The 16,604-nt window shown below is 56.0% G+C and carries 15 protein-coding genes, 2 tRNA genes and 2 rRNA genes; 11 read left to right on the top strand and 8 right to left on the bottom strand.

Translation table 11 applies throughout. The features are described from left to right. From ACLH1I_RS09900 to dkgB, 4 genes are all read left to right on the top strand, one after another. A 23S ribosomal RNA gene (locus tag ACLH1I_RS09900) occupies window positions 1-197 on the top strand; the annotation flags it as partial. A 94-nt stretch (window positions 198-291) separates the two neighbouring features. Further along, window positions 292-407, top strand: a 5S ribosomal RNA gene (gene rrf / locus ACLH1I_RS09895). Window positions 408-464: 57 nt separating this feature from the next. Then, window positions 465-541, top strand: a tRNA-Asp gene (locus tag ACLH1I_RS09890). A 164-nt stretch (window positions 542-705) separates the two neighbouring features. After that, window positions 706-1,509: a 2,5-didehydrogluconate reductase DkgB gene (dkgB, locus tag ACLH1I_RS09885; RefSeq protein WP_114506522.1), complete on the top strand. Its 804-nt coding sequence runs from the start codon at window positions 706-708 to the stop codon at window positions 1,507-1,509. A gap of 32 nt (window positions 1,510-1,541) precedes the next feature. On the opposite strand, the gene yafC is transcribed toward dkgB, so the two are convergent. Next, window positions 1,542-2,447, bottom strand: coding sequence for a DNA-binding transcriptional regulator YafC (gene yafC, locus ACLH1I_RS09880; RefSeq protein ID WP_004204612.1), 906 nt, complete (start codon window positions 2,445-2,447; stop codon window positions 1,542-1,544). Window positions 2,448-2,551: 104 nt separating this feature from the next. On the opposite strand from yafC, the gene ACLH1I_RS09875 reads away from it, so the two are divergent. The 3 genes from ACLH1I_RS09875 (at window position 2,552) to ACLH1I_RS09865 (ending at window position 5,502) form a co-directional block, all read left to right on the top strand. Continuing rightward, window positions 2,552-3,742 (top strand): MFS transporter, encoded by a 1,191-nt coding sequence (locus ACLH1I_RS09875; protein ID WP_043521489.1) that lies wholly within the window; start codon window positions 2,552-2,554, stop codon window positions 3,740-3,742. A 102-nt stretch (window positions 3,743-3,844) separates the two neighbouring features. Further along, window positions 3,845-4,642: an endonuclease/exonuclease/phosphatase family protein gene (locus tag ACLH1I_RS09870; RefSeq protein ID WP_002889629.1), complete on the top strand. Its 798-nt coding sequence runs from the start codon at window positions 3,845-3,847 to the stop codon at window positions 4,640-4,642. A gap of 89 nt (window positions 4,643-4,731) precedes the next feature. Further along, window positions 4,732-5,502, top strand: a complete 771-nt coding sequence (locus tag ACLH1I_RS09865) for a class I SAM-dependent methyltransferase (protein ID WP_017901307.1) — start codon at window positions 4,732-4,734, stop codon at window positions 5,500-5,502. 59 nt (window positions 5,503-5,561) lie between these two features. Here the strand turns inward: ACLH1I_RS09865 and mltD are convergent, their stop codons facing one another. Together mltD and gloB are read right to left on the bottom strand one after the other, a co-directional pair. Next, a complete protein-coding gene (mltD, locus tag ACLH1I_RS09860) occupies window positions 5,562-6,929 on the bottom strand; it encodes a murein transglycosylase D (RefSeq protein ID WP_004204616.1) in 1,368 nt (455 codons plus the stop codon). A gap of 71 nt (window positions 6,930-7,000) precedes the next feature. Further along, window positions 7,001-7,756, bottom strand: a complete 756-nt coding sequence (gloB, locus tag ACLH1I_RS09855; protein ID WP_198079537.1) for a hydroxyacylglutathione hydrolase — start codon at window positions 7,754-7,756, stop codon at window positions 7,001-7,003. Between the two features lie 32 nt (window positions 7,757-7,788). Between gloB and ACLH1I_RS09850 the strand changes: the two genes are divergently transcribed. Then, window positions 7,789-8,511, top strand: a complete 723-nt coding sequence (locus ACLH1I_RS09850) for a class I SAM-dependent methyltransferase (RefSeq protein ID WP_004204619.1) — start codon at window positions 7,789-7,791, stop codon at window positions 8,509-8,511. Here ACLH1I_RS09850 and rnhA read toward each other — a convergent pair. Beyond that, window positions 8,508-8,975 carry a ribonuclease HI gene (gene rnhA / locus ACLH1I_RS09845; protein WP_004204620.1) on the bottom strand — a complete coding sequence of 156 codons (468 nt, stop codon included), beginning with the start codon at window positions 8,973-8,975 and terminating at the stop codon, window positions 8,508-8,510. The two genes, ACLH1I_RS09850 and rnhA, sit on opposite strands and share 4 nt — an antisense overlap. A 64-nt stretch (window positions 8,976-9,039) precedes the next feature. Here rnhA and dnaQ point away from each other — a divergent pair, with 64 nt between their 5' ends. Together dnaQ and ACLH1I_RS09835 are read left to right on the top strand one after the other, a co-directional pair. Then, a complete protein-coding gene (gene dnaQ / locus ACLH1I_RS09840) occupies window positions 9,040-9,771 on the top strand; it encodes a DNA polymerase III subunit epsilon (protein ID WP_004204621.1) in 732 nt (243 codons plus the stop codon). 133 nt (window positions 9,772-9,904) lie between these two features. Next, window positions 9,905-9,981: transfer RNA gene (locus ACLH1I_RS09835), tRNA-Asp, on the top strand. A 59-nt stretch (window positions 9,982-10,040) separates the two neighbouring features. Here ACLH1I_RS09835 and ACLH1I_RS09830 read toward each other — a convergent pair. Further along, window positions 10,041-10,922 (bottom strand): LysR family transcriptional regulator, encoded by an 882-nt coding sequence (locus ACLH1I_RS09830; protein WP_012968890.1) that lies wholly within the window; start codon window positions 10,920-10,922, stop codon window positions 10,041-10,043. A gap of 103 nt (window positions 10,923-11,025) precedes the next feature. On the opposite strand from ACLH1I_RS09830, the gene eamB reads away from it, so the two are divergent. Further along, window positions 11,026-11,616, top strand: a complete 591-nt coding sequence (gene eamB, locus ACLH1I_RS09825) for a cysteine/O-acetylserine transporter (RefSeq protein WP_004204623.1) — start codon at window positions 11,026-11,028, stop codon at window positions 11,614-11,616. Between the two features lie 28 nt (window positions 11,617-11,644). Here the strand turns inward: eamB and ACLH1I_RS09820 are convergent, their stop codons facing one another. The 3 genes from ACLH1I_RS09820 to fadE form a co-directional block, all read right to left on the bottom strand. Continuing rightward, window positions 11,645-12,745 (bottom strand): AI-2E family transporter, encoded by a 1,101-nt coding sequence (locus tag ACLH1I_RS09820; protein WP_043521487.1) that lies wholly within the window; start codon window positions 12,743-12,745, stop codon window positions 11,645-11,647. Window positions 12,746-12,994: 249 nt separating this feature from the next. Beyond that, window positions 12,995-13,765, bottom strand: a complete 771-nt coding sequence (locus ACLH1I_RS09815; RefSeq protein ID WP_004204628.1) for an amidohydrolase — start codon at window positions 13,763-13,765, stop codon at window positions 12,995-12,997. A gap of 178 nt (window positions 13,766-13,943) precedes the next feature. Then, window positions 13,944-16,388: an acyl-CoA dehydrogenase FadE gene (fadE, locus tag ACLH1I_RS09810; protein WP_023319786.1), complete on the bottom strand. Its 2,445-nt coding sequence runs from the start codon at window positions 16,386-16,388 to the stop codon at window positions 13,944-13,946. Between the last annotated feature and the right edge of the window lie 216 nt (window positions 16,389-16,604).

The raw sequence follows: 16,604 nt of genomic DNA, 5'->3' as shown, positions 1-16,604 counted from the left end.
GGCACTGCCCGGTAGCTAAATGCGGAAGAGATAAGTGCTGAAAGCATCTAAGCACGAAACTTGCCCCGAGATGAGTTCTCCCTGAGACTTTAAGTCTCCTGAAGGAACGTTAAAGACGATGACGTTGATAGGCCGGGTGTGTAAGCGCAGCGATGCGTTGAGCTAACCGGTACTAATGAACCGTGAGGCTTAACCTTACAACGCCGAAGATGTTTTGGCGGTTTGAGAAGATTTTCAGCTGATACAGATTAGTCGATGCGTCCGCAGGACGTGTTGATAAAACAGAATTTGCCTGGCGGCACTAGCGCGGTGGTCCCACCTGACCCCATGCCGAACTCAGAAGTGAAACGCCGTAGCGCCGATGGTAGTGTGGGGTCTCCCCATGTGAGAGTAGGGAACTGCCAGGCATCAAATTGCAGTAAGCCGGGGTGACAACCGGTGGTCATAAAGCGAAAAAATTCGGTGGAGCGGTAGTTCAGTCGGTTAGAATACCTGCCTGTCACGCAGGGGGTCGCGGGTTCGAGTCCCGTCCGTTCCGCCACCTAATAAGAGCCCTGAGCATTTGCTCAGGGCTTTTTTGTTTCATCTGTTCCCGATTATTGCTAAATCAGCAAAAATCCTCTGCATTAATCGCTCTTTTTCCCCTCCACACCATCCGCCATAATTTCATCCGTTAACCGAAATGAACAAATAACGAGGAAAAACATGGCAATCCCTGCATTTGGTCTTGGCACCTTCCGTCTGAAAGATGATGTTGTTATCGCATCCGTAAAAACCGCGCTGGAGCTGGGCTATCGTACTATCGACACCGCGCAAATCTATGACAACGAAGCCGCGGTGGGTCAGGCCATCGCCGAAAGCGGCGTGCCGCGTGATGAGTTGTTCATCACGACCAAAATCTGGATCGAGAACCTGAGCAAAGACAAACTCATCGCCAGCCTGAAAGAGAGCCTGCAGAAGCTGCGTACTGACTATGTTGATCTCACGCTGATCCACTGGCCGTCACCGAACGATGCGGTGGCTGTTGAAGAGTTTATGGCCGCTCTGATGGAAGCGAAGACGCTCGGCCTGACCCGTCAGATCGGTATCTCCAACTTCACTATTCCACTGATGGAGCGCGCGATTGCCGCCGTTGGCGCTGAAAACATTGCTACCAATCAGATTGAACTCTCGCCGTATCTGCAAAACCGTAAAGTCGTCGATTGGGCGCGTGAGCACGGTATCCATATCACCTCTTATATGACCCTGGCCTACGGTAAGGCACTGAAAGATGAGGTGATTGCCCGTATCGCGGCGAAACATAATGCGACTTCGGCGCAGGTTATCCTGGCATGGGCGATGGGCGAGGGGTACGCGGTAATCCCGTCCTCGACGAAGCGTGAGAACCTGGCCAGCAACCTGAAGGCGTTGGATCTGCAGCTGGATGATGAAGATCGCCAGGCGATCGCTGCGCTGGATTGCAACGATCGGCTGGTGAGCCCGGAAGGTCTGGCGCCGCAGTGGGATTAATCTCCCGCTTCCGGCATGCCCATAAGAGGGTACTACGACAGCTCCTTCGGGAGCTGTTTTACGTGTTCGCTTAGAAAATCAATAAACGCCCTGATACGTGTACTGACGGCTCTGTCGCTGTAGTACACCGCACTGAAGGGCATCTCCACCGGCAAGCGTTTGTCGGCCAGTAGTTCAACAAACTCCCCGCTGGCTATCTCTTTATCCACCATATAATCCGACAGACAGGCAATACCGTTGCCGGTCAGACACAGTTGTTTGAGGGTTTCCCCACTGTTTGATGACACCGCCGCCTCAATCTCTAACAACTGACCATCGCAACAGGAGACTGGCCAGGTGTTCAGAGAGACGGGTTCAGTGAAGCCCAGACACTGATGTTGTTTCAGATCTGACGGATGCTGCGGCACACCGTAGCGCGAGACATACGCTGGCGAGGCGACGATCTTACGATAGCTGGTGAACAGCGGTCGGGCGCGCAGGCTGGAATCCGTTAAGGTTCCGGCCCGTATCGCTACATCCACTTTCCGTTCAATCAGGTTAATAAACGTCTCTGAAGAGACGAGCGACAGCGTCATTTCCGGGTAACGCTCGCGAAACGGCTTCACCAGCGGCATGAGAAAATGCAGCATCACCGGCGTCGCGGCATCCACCCGCAGCAAGCCCCGCGGCGTCGTGCGCGTTTCCAGCAAGTCATTTTCTGCCGCCGCCATCTCCTGCAATACCACCTGCATCCGCCGAAAATAGCGCTCGCCTTCCTCTGTCAGACTGAGCTGGCGGGTGGTCCGATTAAGCAGGCTGACACCAAGCTTTGATTCGAGCTTTTTGACTGCCCGGCTGACGGCAGAGTTGGCCTGACCCAGCTGTTCGGCTGCCCGGCTGAAACTCCCGCTTTCCACTACCGCCACAAAGATGGCGATCTCCTCGGATGTGGCTCTCATTATTGCACCTGTAGCAAAATTCTATTGATACTTTGATAGTTTTTGTTATTTATACAACCCTTCATACTACGTGTCATCTTAATCCTGATGCTACGGAGTAAATTATGCCACTAGCGCTATTTGCCTTAACCATCGGTGCCTTTGCAATTGGCACCACTGAATTCGTGATTGTCGGCCTGGTCCCGACGATTGCCCAACAACTCTCTATCTCTCTACCTTCTGCGGGACTGCTGGTCTCTATCTACGCGCTGGGCGTGGCGATCGGCGCCCCGGTGCTGACGGCATTAACCGGGCGTATGCCGCGTAAACAGCTGCTGCTGGCGTTGATGGTCCTGTTTACGGCGGGTAATGTGCTGGCCTGGCAGGCTCCAGGCTATGAAACGCTGATCCTGGCGCGCCTGCTGACCGGCCTGGCGCACGGCGTGTTCTTCTCTATTGGCTCGACAATCGCCACCAGCCTGGTGGCAAAAGAGAAAGCAGCCTCGGCCATCGCCATTATGTTCGGCGGCCTGACGGTCGCGCTGGTGACCGGCGTTCCCTTTGGCACCTTTATTGGCCAGCATTTCGGCTGGCGGGAAACCTTCCTCGCGGTATCGATTCTCGGGGTGATTGCGCTAATCAGCAGTCTGATTCTGGTGCCGAATAATATTCCGGGCCGCGCCAGCGCCAGCCTGCGCGATCAGCTTAAAGTCTTAACCCATCCGCGCCTGCTGATGATCTATGCCATTACCGCGCTGGGCTATGGCGGCGTGTTTACCGCTTTTACCTTCCTTGCGCCGATGATGCAGGAGCTGGCCGGCTTCAGCCCCTCAGCGGTGAGCTGGATCCTGCTGGGCTATGGCGTCTCGGTGGCTATCGGCAACGTATGGGGCGGCAAACTGGCCGATAAGCATGGCGCCGTCTCCGCGCTGAAGTTTATCTTCGCCGCGCTGGTTGTGCTGCTGCTGGTGTTCCAGCTGACCGCCAGCGTTCACTATGCCGCGCTGGCAACGGTGCTGGTGATGGGCGTTTTCGCCTTCGGCAACGTGCCGGGTCTGCAGGTCTATGTGGTGCAAAAAGCAGAGCAGTATACCCCGGGGGCTGTCGACATCGCTTCCGGTCTGAATATCGCCGCCTTCAACGTCGGCATCGCGCTGGGATCGATCGTCGGCGGACAGACGGTCGAGCGGTACGGTCTGGCGCAGACGCCGTGGATTGGCGCGGTGATTGTGCTGGTCGCTTTGCTGTTGGTGGTTCTGAGCGGGCGTTTAGATAAATTGCCGCGCCGTTCGGCAGCGCTTTCTCCCGAAGGCTAAGGGTTTCTCGCAAATTGCATTGAAAGTGTATGGGAAAATCCCTATAACAGAAGAACCAGTCGTCGTCGGGCTGGTTTCTGTTATCGAGGATTAATGCCCAAATTGCGAAAGAACACCTACGCCATGCGCTATGTCGCCGGACAACCTGCGGAGAGAATATTGCCTCCGGGGGCGTTTGCGGGCGTGAGTCCGGTTTATCCCGCCGGCACGCCGTTAAGCAGCGATGAGAAGATCCGCGTGCTGGTGTGGAATATCTTCAAGCAGCAGCGTGCAGAGTGGCAGTCGGTCCTCAAAAATTTCGGCAAAGATGCGCATTTGGTCCTGTTGCAGGAGGCGCAAACCACCCCAGAACTGGTCAGGTTCGCGACTTCAAACTATCTGGCCGCCGATCAGGTGCCGGCGCTGGTATTGCCGCAGCATCCTTCCGGCGTGATGACGCTGGCCTCCGCTCACCCCATCTATTGCTGTCCGCTGCGCGAGCGCGAGCCTATTTTGCGATTGCCGAAATCGGCCTTAGTGACTGTCTATCCGCTGCCCGATGCGCGGTTGTTAATGGTGGTCAATATCCATGCCGTCAATTTCAGCCTTGGCGTCGACGTCTACAGCAAACAGCTGCTGCCGATTGGCGATCAGATTGCCCATCACAGCGGGCCGGTGATCATGGCCGGCGACTTCAATGCCTGGAGCCGCCCGCGGATGAACGCCCTGTACCGCTTTGCACGCGAGATGTCGCTGCGTGAAGTTCGTTTCTCTGACGACCAGCGCCGCCGCGCGTTTGGTCGCCCGCTCGATTTTGTGTTCTACCGTGGGTTAAGCGTGCACGATGCTTCCGTGCTGGTAACCCGCGCCTCGGACCACAACCCGCTACTAGTCGAATTCAGTCCCGGCAAGCCTGATTAATTTAAGGTTGGTCAGGCCTGCCATGGGGCAGGCCTGCGCATGCATGGTGCTGCCTTTTATTACTCAAAAAACCGTAAGGACAAGACAACATGACAACACGCTCTCACCATGACAACGTTGAAAAGCAGTTCAGCTCCCAGGCCAGCGCCTATCTGACCAGCGCCGTACACGCCTCTGGTCGCGATCTGCAGCGGCTGGCGGAACGTCTGGCTGATTTTCCGCAGGCGAAAGTGCTGGATATGGGCTGCGGGGCAGGGCACGCCAGCTTTACCGCGGCGGGACAGGTTGCCGAGGTGACCGCCTATGATTTATCGAGCCAGATGCTGGAGGTCGTTGCCGCCGCGGCACAGGAAAAAGGTTTTAGCAATATCGTGACCCAGCAGGGGTATGCCGAAACGCTGCCGTTCGCTGATGCCAGCTTTGATATCGTTATCAGCCGCTATTCCGCGCACCACTGGCATGATGTCGGCCAGGCGCTGCGCGAGGTGAAGCGTGTTCTCAAGCCGGGCGGGGTGATGATCGTGATGGACGTGATGTCGCCGGGTCATCCGGTGCGTGATGTCTGGTTGCAGACCGTGGAAGCCCTGCGCGATACCTCGCACGTGCGTAATTATTCCAGCGGCGAGTGGCTGACGCTGGCGACGGAGGCGGGGCTGGTGATTAATCGGCTGTTGACCGATCGCCTGCCGCTGGAATTCAGTTCGTGGGTGGCGCGGATGCGTACCCCTGAGCCGCTGGTGGAGGCGATTCGTTTATACCAGCAGAGCGCCTCGGCGGAGGTGAAAGCCTACTTTGAGTTACAGCAGGATGGTTCCTTTACCAGCGATACCATCATGTTTGAAGCGCATAAAGCGGTTTAATACGGACAACAAAAAAGGCACCGGGGGAAGTCGGTGCCTTTTTATCGAACCCTGACGTATCAGGACTCTGGTCGATCGCTGTTTTTCACAAACAGGGTTAGCTGATCGCCAGGCCGCAGATTGTCGGTATCGCTGTTCCAGCGCATGACGTCGCGAATATTAACGCCATGACGTTTGGCGATGCTCGACAGCGAGTCACCTTTGCGAACGCGATAGGTGATGCTATCGCTGTTATTCGCCAGACGCTGCGCGCTGCTGCCGGCGCCGATAACCAGGTTCTGTCCAACCTTCAACCCAGAGCCGCGCAGGTTATTCCACTGCTGCAGATCGCGGGTCGTCACACCGAGACGGGAAGCAATCCCGGAAATGGTGTCGCCGGAACGCACCTTATAGCTTCGGCTGGTCAGCGGCGTATTGTCCGCGAGCTGCGTCGGCTGTACGGCGGCAATGTCGCCAGAGGCCAGCGATTCACGCAGTTGGGCTGCGTGCTTCTGCGGCACCATGACGTACTTTGGCCCGCTAGCGCCCAGCGTTGACCCCTTTACGCCGGCGTTGAAGGTCTTCAGCTTGCTGACCGGCATACCGGCCATATCCGCGAGCTGAGAAATCTCAACCGGACTGTCGAGGCGAACGCGCGCCAGCGCACGGCTTTCATCAGCCGTAGGCAACTTTACGCCGTAACGTTTGCTGTTTTTGAGGATGTCGCTCAATGCCAGCATTTTCGGTACGTAGACTTTCGTTTCATGCGGCAGAGACAGCGACCAGAAATCGGTGGGTTTGCCACGCGAACGGTTCGCTTTCACTGCCTTCATGACCCGACCTTCGCCGCTGTTATATGCCGCGACCGTTAACAACCAGTCGCCGTCGAACATTTTGTTCAGACGTTGCATCATGTCCAGCGCCGCGGTTGTCGATGCGACAACGTCACGACGCGCATCGTAACTGCGGGTCTGTTTTAAACCATAATTGCGCCCTGTGCTCGGAATGATCTGCCAGATGCCTGCGGCATTGGCGCCAGACGTCGCGTGTGGGTCAAAAGCGCTCTCCACTATGGGTAGTAATACCAGTTCCATTGGCATGTTACGTTTCTTAACCTGCCCGGCTATCCAGTACATATACGGCTCTGCCCGTAAAGTTACATCGTGGAGATAGCTCTTATTTCTCAAGTACTTCTGTTTTTGCTCGCGAATCCGGGGGTTATCCGGTATTCCCATCTTTAGCTCGTCGCCTATGGAAGTCCACAGATCCTGGTCTTGCGCGTAGAAGGTTCCATCATCTAACCAGCGCGCTTGACTTGTGAACTTGCCTGCTTCCCCTTGACCAGCCGCAGAAAGGCTCTGTGCTCGCTGTTCGACGGTGCCATCGTGCTTAGACGCCTGGCACCCCACCAGCAGGACAGAGGCGAATAATATCGCTCGTGCCTTCATGTGTGTGTCAATAGTTGCTTAAAAGACGACCAAGGATAACGGCGAAGTTAGCCGATGACAAGAATTAAATGTCAGAATTCGTCTTTCTTTGACCTTAACCACGCAAATCGCGCCACAGAGTGTTGCAATTTTGTTTCTTTGTTAATTTTATCAATTAAATCAACATCATTTACGCGTAAAAATAAATTTATACGCCGCTCGTTTTTCAGAATTACGGGTAGTGTCTTTTGTTTTTTTGCACGTAACTCATTAACTTTATGATAGTAATCGTTTATGTCCCTATCATCAGGCAGGATACTTAACGCAAACTTCATATTCGCTAACGTATATTCATGTGCGCAACATATAATGGTTTCTGCAGGAAGGGCGTTAATTTTCATAAATGATTGATACATTTGCTCTGCGGTGCCTTCGAACAGCCTTCCGCAGCCGCCGGAGAACATTGTGTCGCCGCAAAACAGATAAGGTTCGCTGTAGTAACAGATATGTCCTAATGTGTGACCTGGCGTGGAGAAAATGGAAAAATCGTGACCCAGAATTGACAACCGATCGCCATCGTCTACTACCTGAGTAACCCCCTTATCCTGGGTTTCTGCCGGCCCGTAAACCACCACAGAGGGGAATTTTTCACGTAATTGTTTTACGCCGCCGACGTGATCCTGATGGTGATGGGTCAGTAAAATGGCCTCGGGCTGCCACTGGTTTTCCTCGATTGCCGCCATGACCGGCGCGGCCTCGCCCGGGTCAACGATGATGCAGCGGCCGTGATTCTCAATGAGAACCCAGATGTAGTTGTCCTGAAACGCGGGAATACTGATAAGATTCATAAATTACCTCTAAAGCGTAGCGGAAGGTGGCAATGAAGCCGGCAAGGATACCTCATACAGTGACAGCGCCTGAGCATTGGTCCAGTATGCCGTGGGGCGAATACTATCGCGAAACGCTTGAACAGCAGATGAAGCCATGGCTGGCTAAATTATATGGCTTTCATCTGCTTAAGATTGGCAATCTGAGCGCGGAAATCAATACCGAAGCTTGCGCCATCTCGCACCAGGTGAATGTCTCGCTGGCGGGAAACCCAATGCAGGTCCGGGCCGACCCGCTGCATTTGCCCTTTGCCGAAAAGTCCGTCGACGCCTGCCTGCTGGCGCATACCCTGCCGTGGTGCAGCGATCCGCATCGCCTGCTGCGGGAGGCCGATCGCGTCCTGATCGATGATGGCTGGATGATCCTGACCGGGTTTAATCCGGTGAGCCTGATGGGGTTGCGTAAACTGGTGCCGGTCCTGCGCAAAGGCACGCCGTACAACAGCCGTATGTTTACGCTGATGCGCCAGCTGGACTGGCTGTCGCTGCTCAACTTTGAAGTGCTGCATTATGGGCGTTATCAGGTTTTACCCTGGTCGCGGCATGGCGGCAAACTGCTGAGCACCCATCTGCCAGCGCTGGGCTGTTTGCAATTGATTGTCGCCCGCAAACGGACCATTCCGCTGACGCTCAATCCGATGAAATCCGGTAAAGCGAAAACCCAGCTGCGGCCGGCAGTCGGCGCCACCCGGCAGTGGCGCAAGGGGCAGAATTAGCTCTCCGGCTGGTAGCCGATGTCGTCCTGAGTGGGATGGGAGGCCGCCGCGCGGGCCAGCTCGTCGCAGCGTTCGTTTTCTGGATGGCCGGCGTGGCCCTTCACCCACTCCCATTTGATCTTATGCTGGCCAAGCGCGGCGTCCAGCCGCTGCCAGAGGTCGACATTCTTTACCGGTTTTTTCTCTGCCGTTTTCCAGCCGCGCTTTTTCCAGTTGTGGATCCACTGGGTGATCCCCTGGCGGACATATTGGCTGTCGGTGCTGAGCACCACTTCGCAATGCTCTTTTAACGCCTCGAGAGCGACGATTGCCGCCATCAGTTCCATGCGGTTATTGGTGGTCAGACGGTAGCCGGCGCTAAAGGTTTTTTCGTGCTGGCGGTAGCGCATGATGGCGCCGTAACCGCCGGGTCCTGGATTTCCCAGGCAAGAGCCGTCGGTGAAAATTTCTACCTGTTTGAGCATCTCTGGTAGACTTCCTGTAATTGAAATCGATTTGTAAACGATAAGTCTGACATAAATGACCGCTATGAGCACTGCAATTACGCGCCAGATTGTTCTCGATACCGAAACCACCGGTATGAACCAGATCGGGGCGCACTACGAAGGACACAAGATCATTGAGATCGGCGCGGTGGAGGTGATCAACCGCCGCCTGACCGGTAACAATTTCCACGTCTATCTGAAGCCCGATCGGCTGGTGGATCCGGAGGCGTTCGGCGTGCACGGGATCGCCGATGAATTCCTGCTGGATAAACCCACCTTTGCCGATGTGGCTGATGAGTTTATGGATTACATCCGCGGCGCGGAGCTGGTGATCCATAACGCCTCGTTCGATATCGGCTTTATGGATTATGAGTTCGGTAAGCTGAACCGCGGCATCGGAAAAACCGAGACCTTTTGTAAAATCACCGACAGTCTGGCGCTGGCGCGGAAAATGTTCCCCGGCAAGCGCAACAGTTTGGATGCGTTATGTTCGCGTTACGAAATAGATAACAGCAAGCGCACGCTGCACGGGGCATTACTCGATGCCCAGATCCTTGCCGATGTCTATTTGATGATGACCGGCGGCCAGACGTCGATGGCGTTCTCTATGGAAGGCGAAAGCCAGCAGCAGGCGGGAGAGATGGGCATTCAGCGCGTCGTCCGCGCCGCCAGCCAGTTACGGGTAGTTTATGCCTCTGATGAAGAACTGGTGAACCATGAATCCCGCCTCGATCTGGTACAAAAGAAAGGCGGAAGCTGCCTGTGGCGTGCCTGATAACCACTAAAATGGATTAAAAGTAGGCGGTTGGGCGATTTTTGCAGCAAACGATTCAAAACGGTAGAAAAAGCGTTGACGGGGTAGAGGGGAATCCGTAATATTCGCCTCGTTCCCAACGGAACAACAACGCGGAGCGGTAGTTCAGTCGGTTAGAATACCTGCCTGTCACGCAGGGGGTCGCGGGTTCGAGTCCCGTCCGTTCCGCCACTATTCAGAAAGCCTGAATCAGCAATGATTCAGGCTTTCGTCGTTTTCGTCGCCGAATTTCAGCGCGCCTCTTGTTCCTCCTGCATACACTGCATGAATACCCGCATCGCAGGACTGATTGCTTTCCCGGCGTGATGGGCGCAGAGCGCATGGATCGTCAGCGGCGTCTCGCTGAACGGCAGCTCGACCAGCGTCCCGCGTTTGAGTTCCTCCTCTACCGCAAAGCGCGGCAGGAAGCTCACCCCAAGATTGCCCGCCACGCACTGTTTGATGCTTTCAATGCTCCACAGTTCGATGGTGTTCTCCATGGTAATGCCGCGCTGGCGCAGGGTACTTTCAAAAATCTGCCGGAACACGCACTGGGGCTCGTTGATGATAAAGCTCAATGGGATATGCTGCCGCGGGCGCAGGAAGTCGACCGGCGCCTGATCGACTGACGCGACCAGCGCCAGCGGCTGCGGGCCAAGTTCCATCATGGTGAGTGCATCATCGTTGCCAACCCGGTAAAACACCCCCAGGTCGACTTCGTCAGCGAGCAGCGCATCACGGATGCTGTAGCAATTGAGCGACTGCAGTGACAGGCGGACCTTCGGGGCGCGTTGCTTAAAACGCTGCAGCACCGGCGGCATTTTGTACGCCAGCAGGGTTTCACCAGTGGCGACGCGAAGTTCGCCGCCGGGTTCATCGTCCTGGCGCGCCGCCTGGCGAATCGACGCCATCACTTTGGTCAGATCGTAGACGTGCGGCAGGACATTCTTACCCGCGGCGGTGAGACACATCCGCCGGCCAATTTTCTCAAACAGCGGGATAGCAAGCTCCTGCTCAAGCTGCTGGATATGAAAGGTTACGGTGGACTGGGTGCAGCACAGTTTCTGCGAGGCGCGCAGAAAGGATCCTTCTTCGACAACCGTTTTGAAGGTGATAAAGCGTCGCAGATCCATATTTCCTCTTTATATCGACATTCTCGAATCCAGAATGAAAAAACATTCATTTTTTTAAATTATCAGCTTCGGGTACTGTCTGCCAGTCAAGAGGAGAAAACACGTGACACCTACCCTGATTAGCGCCTTTTTAACTTACACCCTGATCACCGCCCTGACGCCCGGGCCGAATAATATTCTGGCGCTGAGCAGCGTCACCGCGCACGGCTTTCGACGGAGCATGCGGGTTCTGGCCGGCATGAGCCTGGGGTTTGTGATCATCATGCTGATTTGTGCCGGGCTGACGTTCACTCTCGTTACCCTGGATGAGGGGATAACCTCCCTGCTACGCTGGGTCGGCGCGGGGTATATCCTGTGGCTGGCCTGGCACATTGCGCGCAGCGACCCGGCCAGCGGTGGGCAGGAGGAGCGGCCTGTCAGCTTCTGGGCCAGCCTGGGGCTGCAGTTTGTGAATGTAAAAATTATCCTGTACGGCATCACGGCCCTGTCGACCTTTGTTCTGCCGGTGACTCGCGAGCCATTCTGGCTGGTGATGATAAGCCTGTTGCTATCAGTAATAGGCGTTGCCGGCAATCTTTGCTGGGCGCTGGCCGGTCATCTGTTTCAGCCGGTGTTCGAACGCCATGGAAGAGGGTTAAATCTGCTGCTGGCGCTGCTGCTGGTCTGGTGCGCGGTACGAATGTTTATGGAATGAATTAAGGGAGCGTAACGCTCCCCTGCGGTTATTTATCCTGCGGCAGGGCGGGTTGCCCTTCATTTACCCAGGTCATGAAGATCCGATAACCGATGGCCAGCAGGGTGGCGCCGAGGAACATACCGAGAATGCCGTTAGAGGCCATTCCACCGAGGGCGCCCAGCAGCACCACCGGCATTGGCGCATCGACTCCGCGCCCCAGCAGCAGAGGTTTGAGGACGTTATCGGCCATACCGGCGACGATCAGCAGGATGGTGTAGAAGATATCCATTCCGGTACTGTGGGTGCCGAGACTCCACATCAGTGCGATGGCCGGGGCCGTCACCAGGATCACCGGCACCTGTGCAATGCCGAGGATCAGGGCAAGTATAAAGAAGATCCCGACGGCGGGAATGCTGGCCATCAGCATGATCACACCCACCAGCAGCGCCTGGATCAATGCCACCCCGATGACGCCCTGGGCGACCGCGCGGATGGTGCTGGTACACAGGCGGGTGAGGGTCACGCCTTTATTTTCATCGGTAATACGGATGGCAATACGCTGGGCGCTGATGGCGCCCGCGGCGCCCCAGGCCATCATAATGCCCGAGACGATAAACGAAATAATAAAGCCAATCAGTCCGCCGCCCATGCTGGCTAATATGCTGAGGAACTGTTTGGCAATATCGCCGATTTGCGAACGGTAATTGCTGAGCAGTCCCGGGAGATCCACGGAAGCCCGCATCCACAGGGCGCTAAGCCGCTCGCCAACGATCGGTAAAGAGGCAATTCGTGAAGAGGGCGGGGGAATGGTAAAGCTCTGGCTACCCATCTTGTCAATCATGGCGCTGGCGCTTTCCGCCAGCGAGGTGATCATTAGCACCGTGGGGATAACAATCAGTAAAATACCTAACAGCACCAGCACCACCGACGCCAGTCCCTGTTTGCCCGCTAACAGTCTGGCAAAATACTGATGTAAAGGATAGAGCGCCACGGCCAGAATCAACGCCCAGAGCATCATATTGACGAAGGGAGAAAAGACGGTAAAACAGAATGAGGCCAGCGCCAGAATAAGACCGAACCGAATAAACATATCGAGAAAGCGGGTGACCAGCCGTTTTTCTATTAACTGAAGATTATTATTATCCATTTTCCATTACGCTCATTAAATATTCATACGCCAACGCTCAGCCGGGTTCAACAAAACAAGCTGGCAATAGAAAACTCATGATTTACAAAGCAGAAGTGAATTGAAAATGATCTCCGCCCGTTTGGTTGTGGGGTCTTTTAATGAGTGTAGAACAGAAATGAAAGGCGCCCTGTAAATATTCTGTTGGGCGCTGCAAGAGGAAATTCCGCTTTCTTTTCCCGCAGAAGGGGGGAAGAAAGCGGAGGGGGATTAATCCAGAGTAAAAGGATCGGCATCGCGCCAGGCGGGGAATTTTTCACGATATTCCTGGAGGGCGCTCAGCGACAGTTCGGCGTCAAGACGAGTGGCCTGATGCGGATCGGCGGTGGCGACAATCTCCCCCTGGGGACTGATAACCCGGCTATCACCGCGGTAATGATGACCGTTGCCGTCGGTGCCGACCCGGTTACAGCCGGCGACGTAGGCCTGGTTCTCAATCGCGCGGGCGACCAACAGCGACTGCCAGTGCAGCGAGCGCGGCGCCGGCCAGTTCGCCACATACAGCGCCAGATCATAATCGTTAAGGTTACGCGACCATACCGGGAAGCGCAGGTCGTAACAGACCAGCGGCAGGATCCGCCATCCGCGCCATTCAAAGACCACGCGCTTGTCCCCGGCCTCATAGTGATGGTGTTCATCCGCCATACGAAACAGGTGCCGTTTATCATAATGATGAACTGTGCCGTCAGGCTCGACCAGCAGGAAGCGGTTAACGGCCCCGCGCTCAGTTTGCAGCGCGGCGCTACCGGCGATCAACGCCTGGGTTTGCGCCGCCCGGGCATGCATCCACGCCACCACCTCGGCCTCGGGTAAAGACTGTTTTGCCGCTTCCATCGCAAAGCCGGTGGTAAACATCTCAGGTAAAACAATGATATCGCGCCCGACAATCCCTTCCAGTTGGCGATCAAAATGGCGCAGGTTAGCAGGGCCGTCCATCCAGACCAGCGGTTGTTGCAACAGCGTAATTTTCAGGCCAGGCACAATGGTCAACTCCATTCTCATGAGGGGGTTAGGTTAACTGTAACACCTTATCAGCCTCGCGGCGGTCCGCGGAATATTTTGTTAAAAAAATGCTACTAACAGGAACCACGGGTGAAGGCGAGACGAAAAAAAGGCGGGGAAAATTCCCCGCCCGGCCTGTGATGTGGTTGTTGTTTTATTATGCGGCTTCAACGTTGCGAACTTTTTCCGGCAGCTTTACCGGCTGGGTTGCCAGCTCCTCTGGCGCAAAGTCGTCGACGTTAATGCTGCGCAAGCGACTGTGCTCTGCTCGGGTCAGAATGGCGGCTTCATCCTGATTAATTAAGCCTTTCGCCAGGGCATGGGTGGCCAGTTCGTCGAGACGGGTGAACGGCAGATTTTTACCCAACTCTTTACAGATACGCTGGTGGATAGGATCGGCCGCCATCACTTCCAGCAGCGCCTCTTCCAGCAGGCCGACCGGGTTATGCTCGCTCGGCGTCAGGTACTGACCGCGACCGATGCGGGAGCGGGTGGCGCTGGGCACCTGCAGAATTTTAGCGACTTTATGGTCCAGCTTATCCGACGGCGCATGATGATGACGACCGGTCGGGAAGATGACCAGCCGCATTGCGCCAGCCACCAGACGGTTGGGGAAGTTTTTCAGCAGATCGTCAATGGCCTGCTCGGCCTGATGCAGCGCATCCTGCACCCCCCAGTGAACCAGCGGCAGATCGGCTTCGTTGCGTCCTTCATCGTCATAGCGTTTCAGCACCGCCGAGGCCAGGTACAGTTGGCTTAACACATCCCCCAGACGCGCGGAGATACGTTCGCGACGCTTGAGACTGCCCCCCAGCACCGCCATCGAGACGTCTGACAGCAGCGCCAGGTTAGCGCTCAGGCGGTTCATTTGCTGATAGTAGCGGCGAGTGACGTCGCGGGTAGGCGCGCTGCTGGTGCGTCCGCCGGTCAGGCCCAACCAGAAACTCCGTACTTTGTTACTACCGACGTGGCCGATATGTTTGAACAGCAGCTTGTCATAGGCGTTCAGGTCGTTGTTCTGCGCGGCAGCCATCTCCTCCAGCACGTATGGATGGCAGCGGATCGCACCCTGACCGAAGATCATCATGCTGCGGGTCAGAATGTTCGCCCCTTCCACGGTGATGGCGATAGGCGCGCCCTGATAGGCCCGGGCGAGGAAGTTGCCTTCGCCCAGCATAATGCCTTTCCCGCCGGTAATATCCATTGCGTCGATAATGGAGCGCTGGCCGCGGTGGGTGCAGTGATATTTCACGATCGCGGAGAGCACCGCCGGTTTCTCGCCGAGCATAATGCCGTAGGTGATAAGCGACGCCGCAGCGTCCATTACATAAGCATTACCGGCAATGCGCGCCAGCGCCTCTTCAATCCCTTCCATTTTACCGATCGAGATTTTGAACTGGCGGCGAATATGGGCGTAAGCCCCGGTAGCCATAGCCACCGATTTCAGGCCGCCGGTGGAGTTGGACGGCAGAGTAATACCGCGTCCCACCGACAGACATTCAACCAGCATGCGCCAGCCCTGACCGGCCATCCCCGGCCCACCAATGATGTAATCGATCGGCACGAAGATATCTTTGCCGCGGGTTGGGCCGTTCTGGAACGGGACGTTAAGCGGGAAGTGACGACGGCCAATTTCCACGCCCGGGGTGGAGGTCGGGATCAGCGCGCAGGTGATGCCCAGCTCTTCTTCTCCCCCCAGCAGACGATCCGGGTCAGAAAGTTTAAACGCCAGTCCCAGCACGGTGGCGATAGGCGCCAGCGTAATGTAGCGTTTGTTCCATGTCAGGCGCATACCCAGCACCTGCTGGCCCTGCCAGTCACCCATGCAGACCACGCCGGTATCCGGGATGGCGCCGGCGTCAGAGCCCGCTTCCGGGCTAGTGAGAGCGAAGCAGGGGATCTCCTGCCCGCGCGCCAGACGCGGCAGATAATGGTTTTTCTGCTCTTCGGTACCGTAATGCTGCAGCAGCTCGCCCGGCCCCAGTGAGTTCGGGACGCCGACGGTGATCGCCAGAATGCCGGAGACGCCAGAGAGCTTCTGCAGCACCCGCGACTGGGCATAAGCGGAGAACTCAAGCCCGCCATACTCTTTCTTAATGATCATCGCGAAGAAGCGATGCTCTTTCAGATACGCCCACAGCTCCGGCGGCAGATCGGCCATTTCGTGGGTGATGGCGAAGTCGTTGGCCATCCGGCAGGCTTCTTCCACCGGGCCGTCGAGGAAGGCTTGCTCTTCGGCGGTCAGACGCGGCTGCGGATAGTTATGCAGCTTGTGCCAGTCAGGGTTGCCGCGAAACAGATCCCCTTCCCACCAGGTGGTCCCGGCGTCGATGGCTTCTTTTTCAGTACGCGACATCGGCGGCATCACCTTGCGGAAAGCGCGAAACGCCGGTGCGGAAATCATGGATTTACGCATAGGCGCAAAGTTAAACGGCAACAGAATGATCGCCAGCGGCAGCAGCAGCCAGATATTCCACAGACCGGCCGCGCCGAGCGCTGCGGTCCAGGCGAGCAAGATCACGCTGCTGAGCAGCAGGCTGACCCGGTGATAGAAGAGCGCACCGAGTAAAACAACGGTTGCAACAATACTCAAAATCATCATAGAGAAATGCTCCCTGCGCTTGTAGGAGGTCTGACCACTTGTGATGTATTGGTTGTAGTGCATGCTTTTTTATTTAGCAATGTGTTTACAAAATAATTACAACCTTGCTCACATTGTTGTATGCAAAAGCGGCACATAAAATCAAAAGGGCGGGGGATAACGCTGCCTGCTGCTTCTCGCTTCGGCGGCTATCCGGTACACTGCCAGGGTTATTCC

The organism is Klebsiella sp. 1SOBk10mer (genome assembly GCF_046602535.1).
Lineage (GTDB): Bacteria > Pseudomonadota > Gammaproteobacteria > Enterobacterales > Enterobacteriaceae > Klebsiella > Klebsiella quasipneumoniae.
Note: the sequence above shows the minus strand (reverse complement) of the source record. Positions and strands in the feature narration are given on the sequence as shown.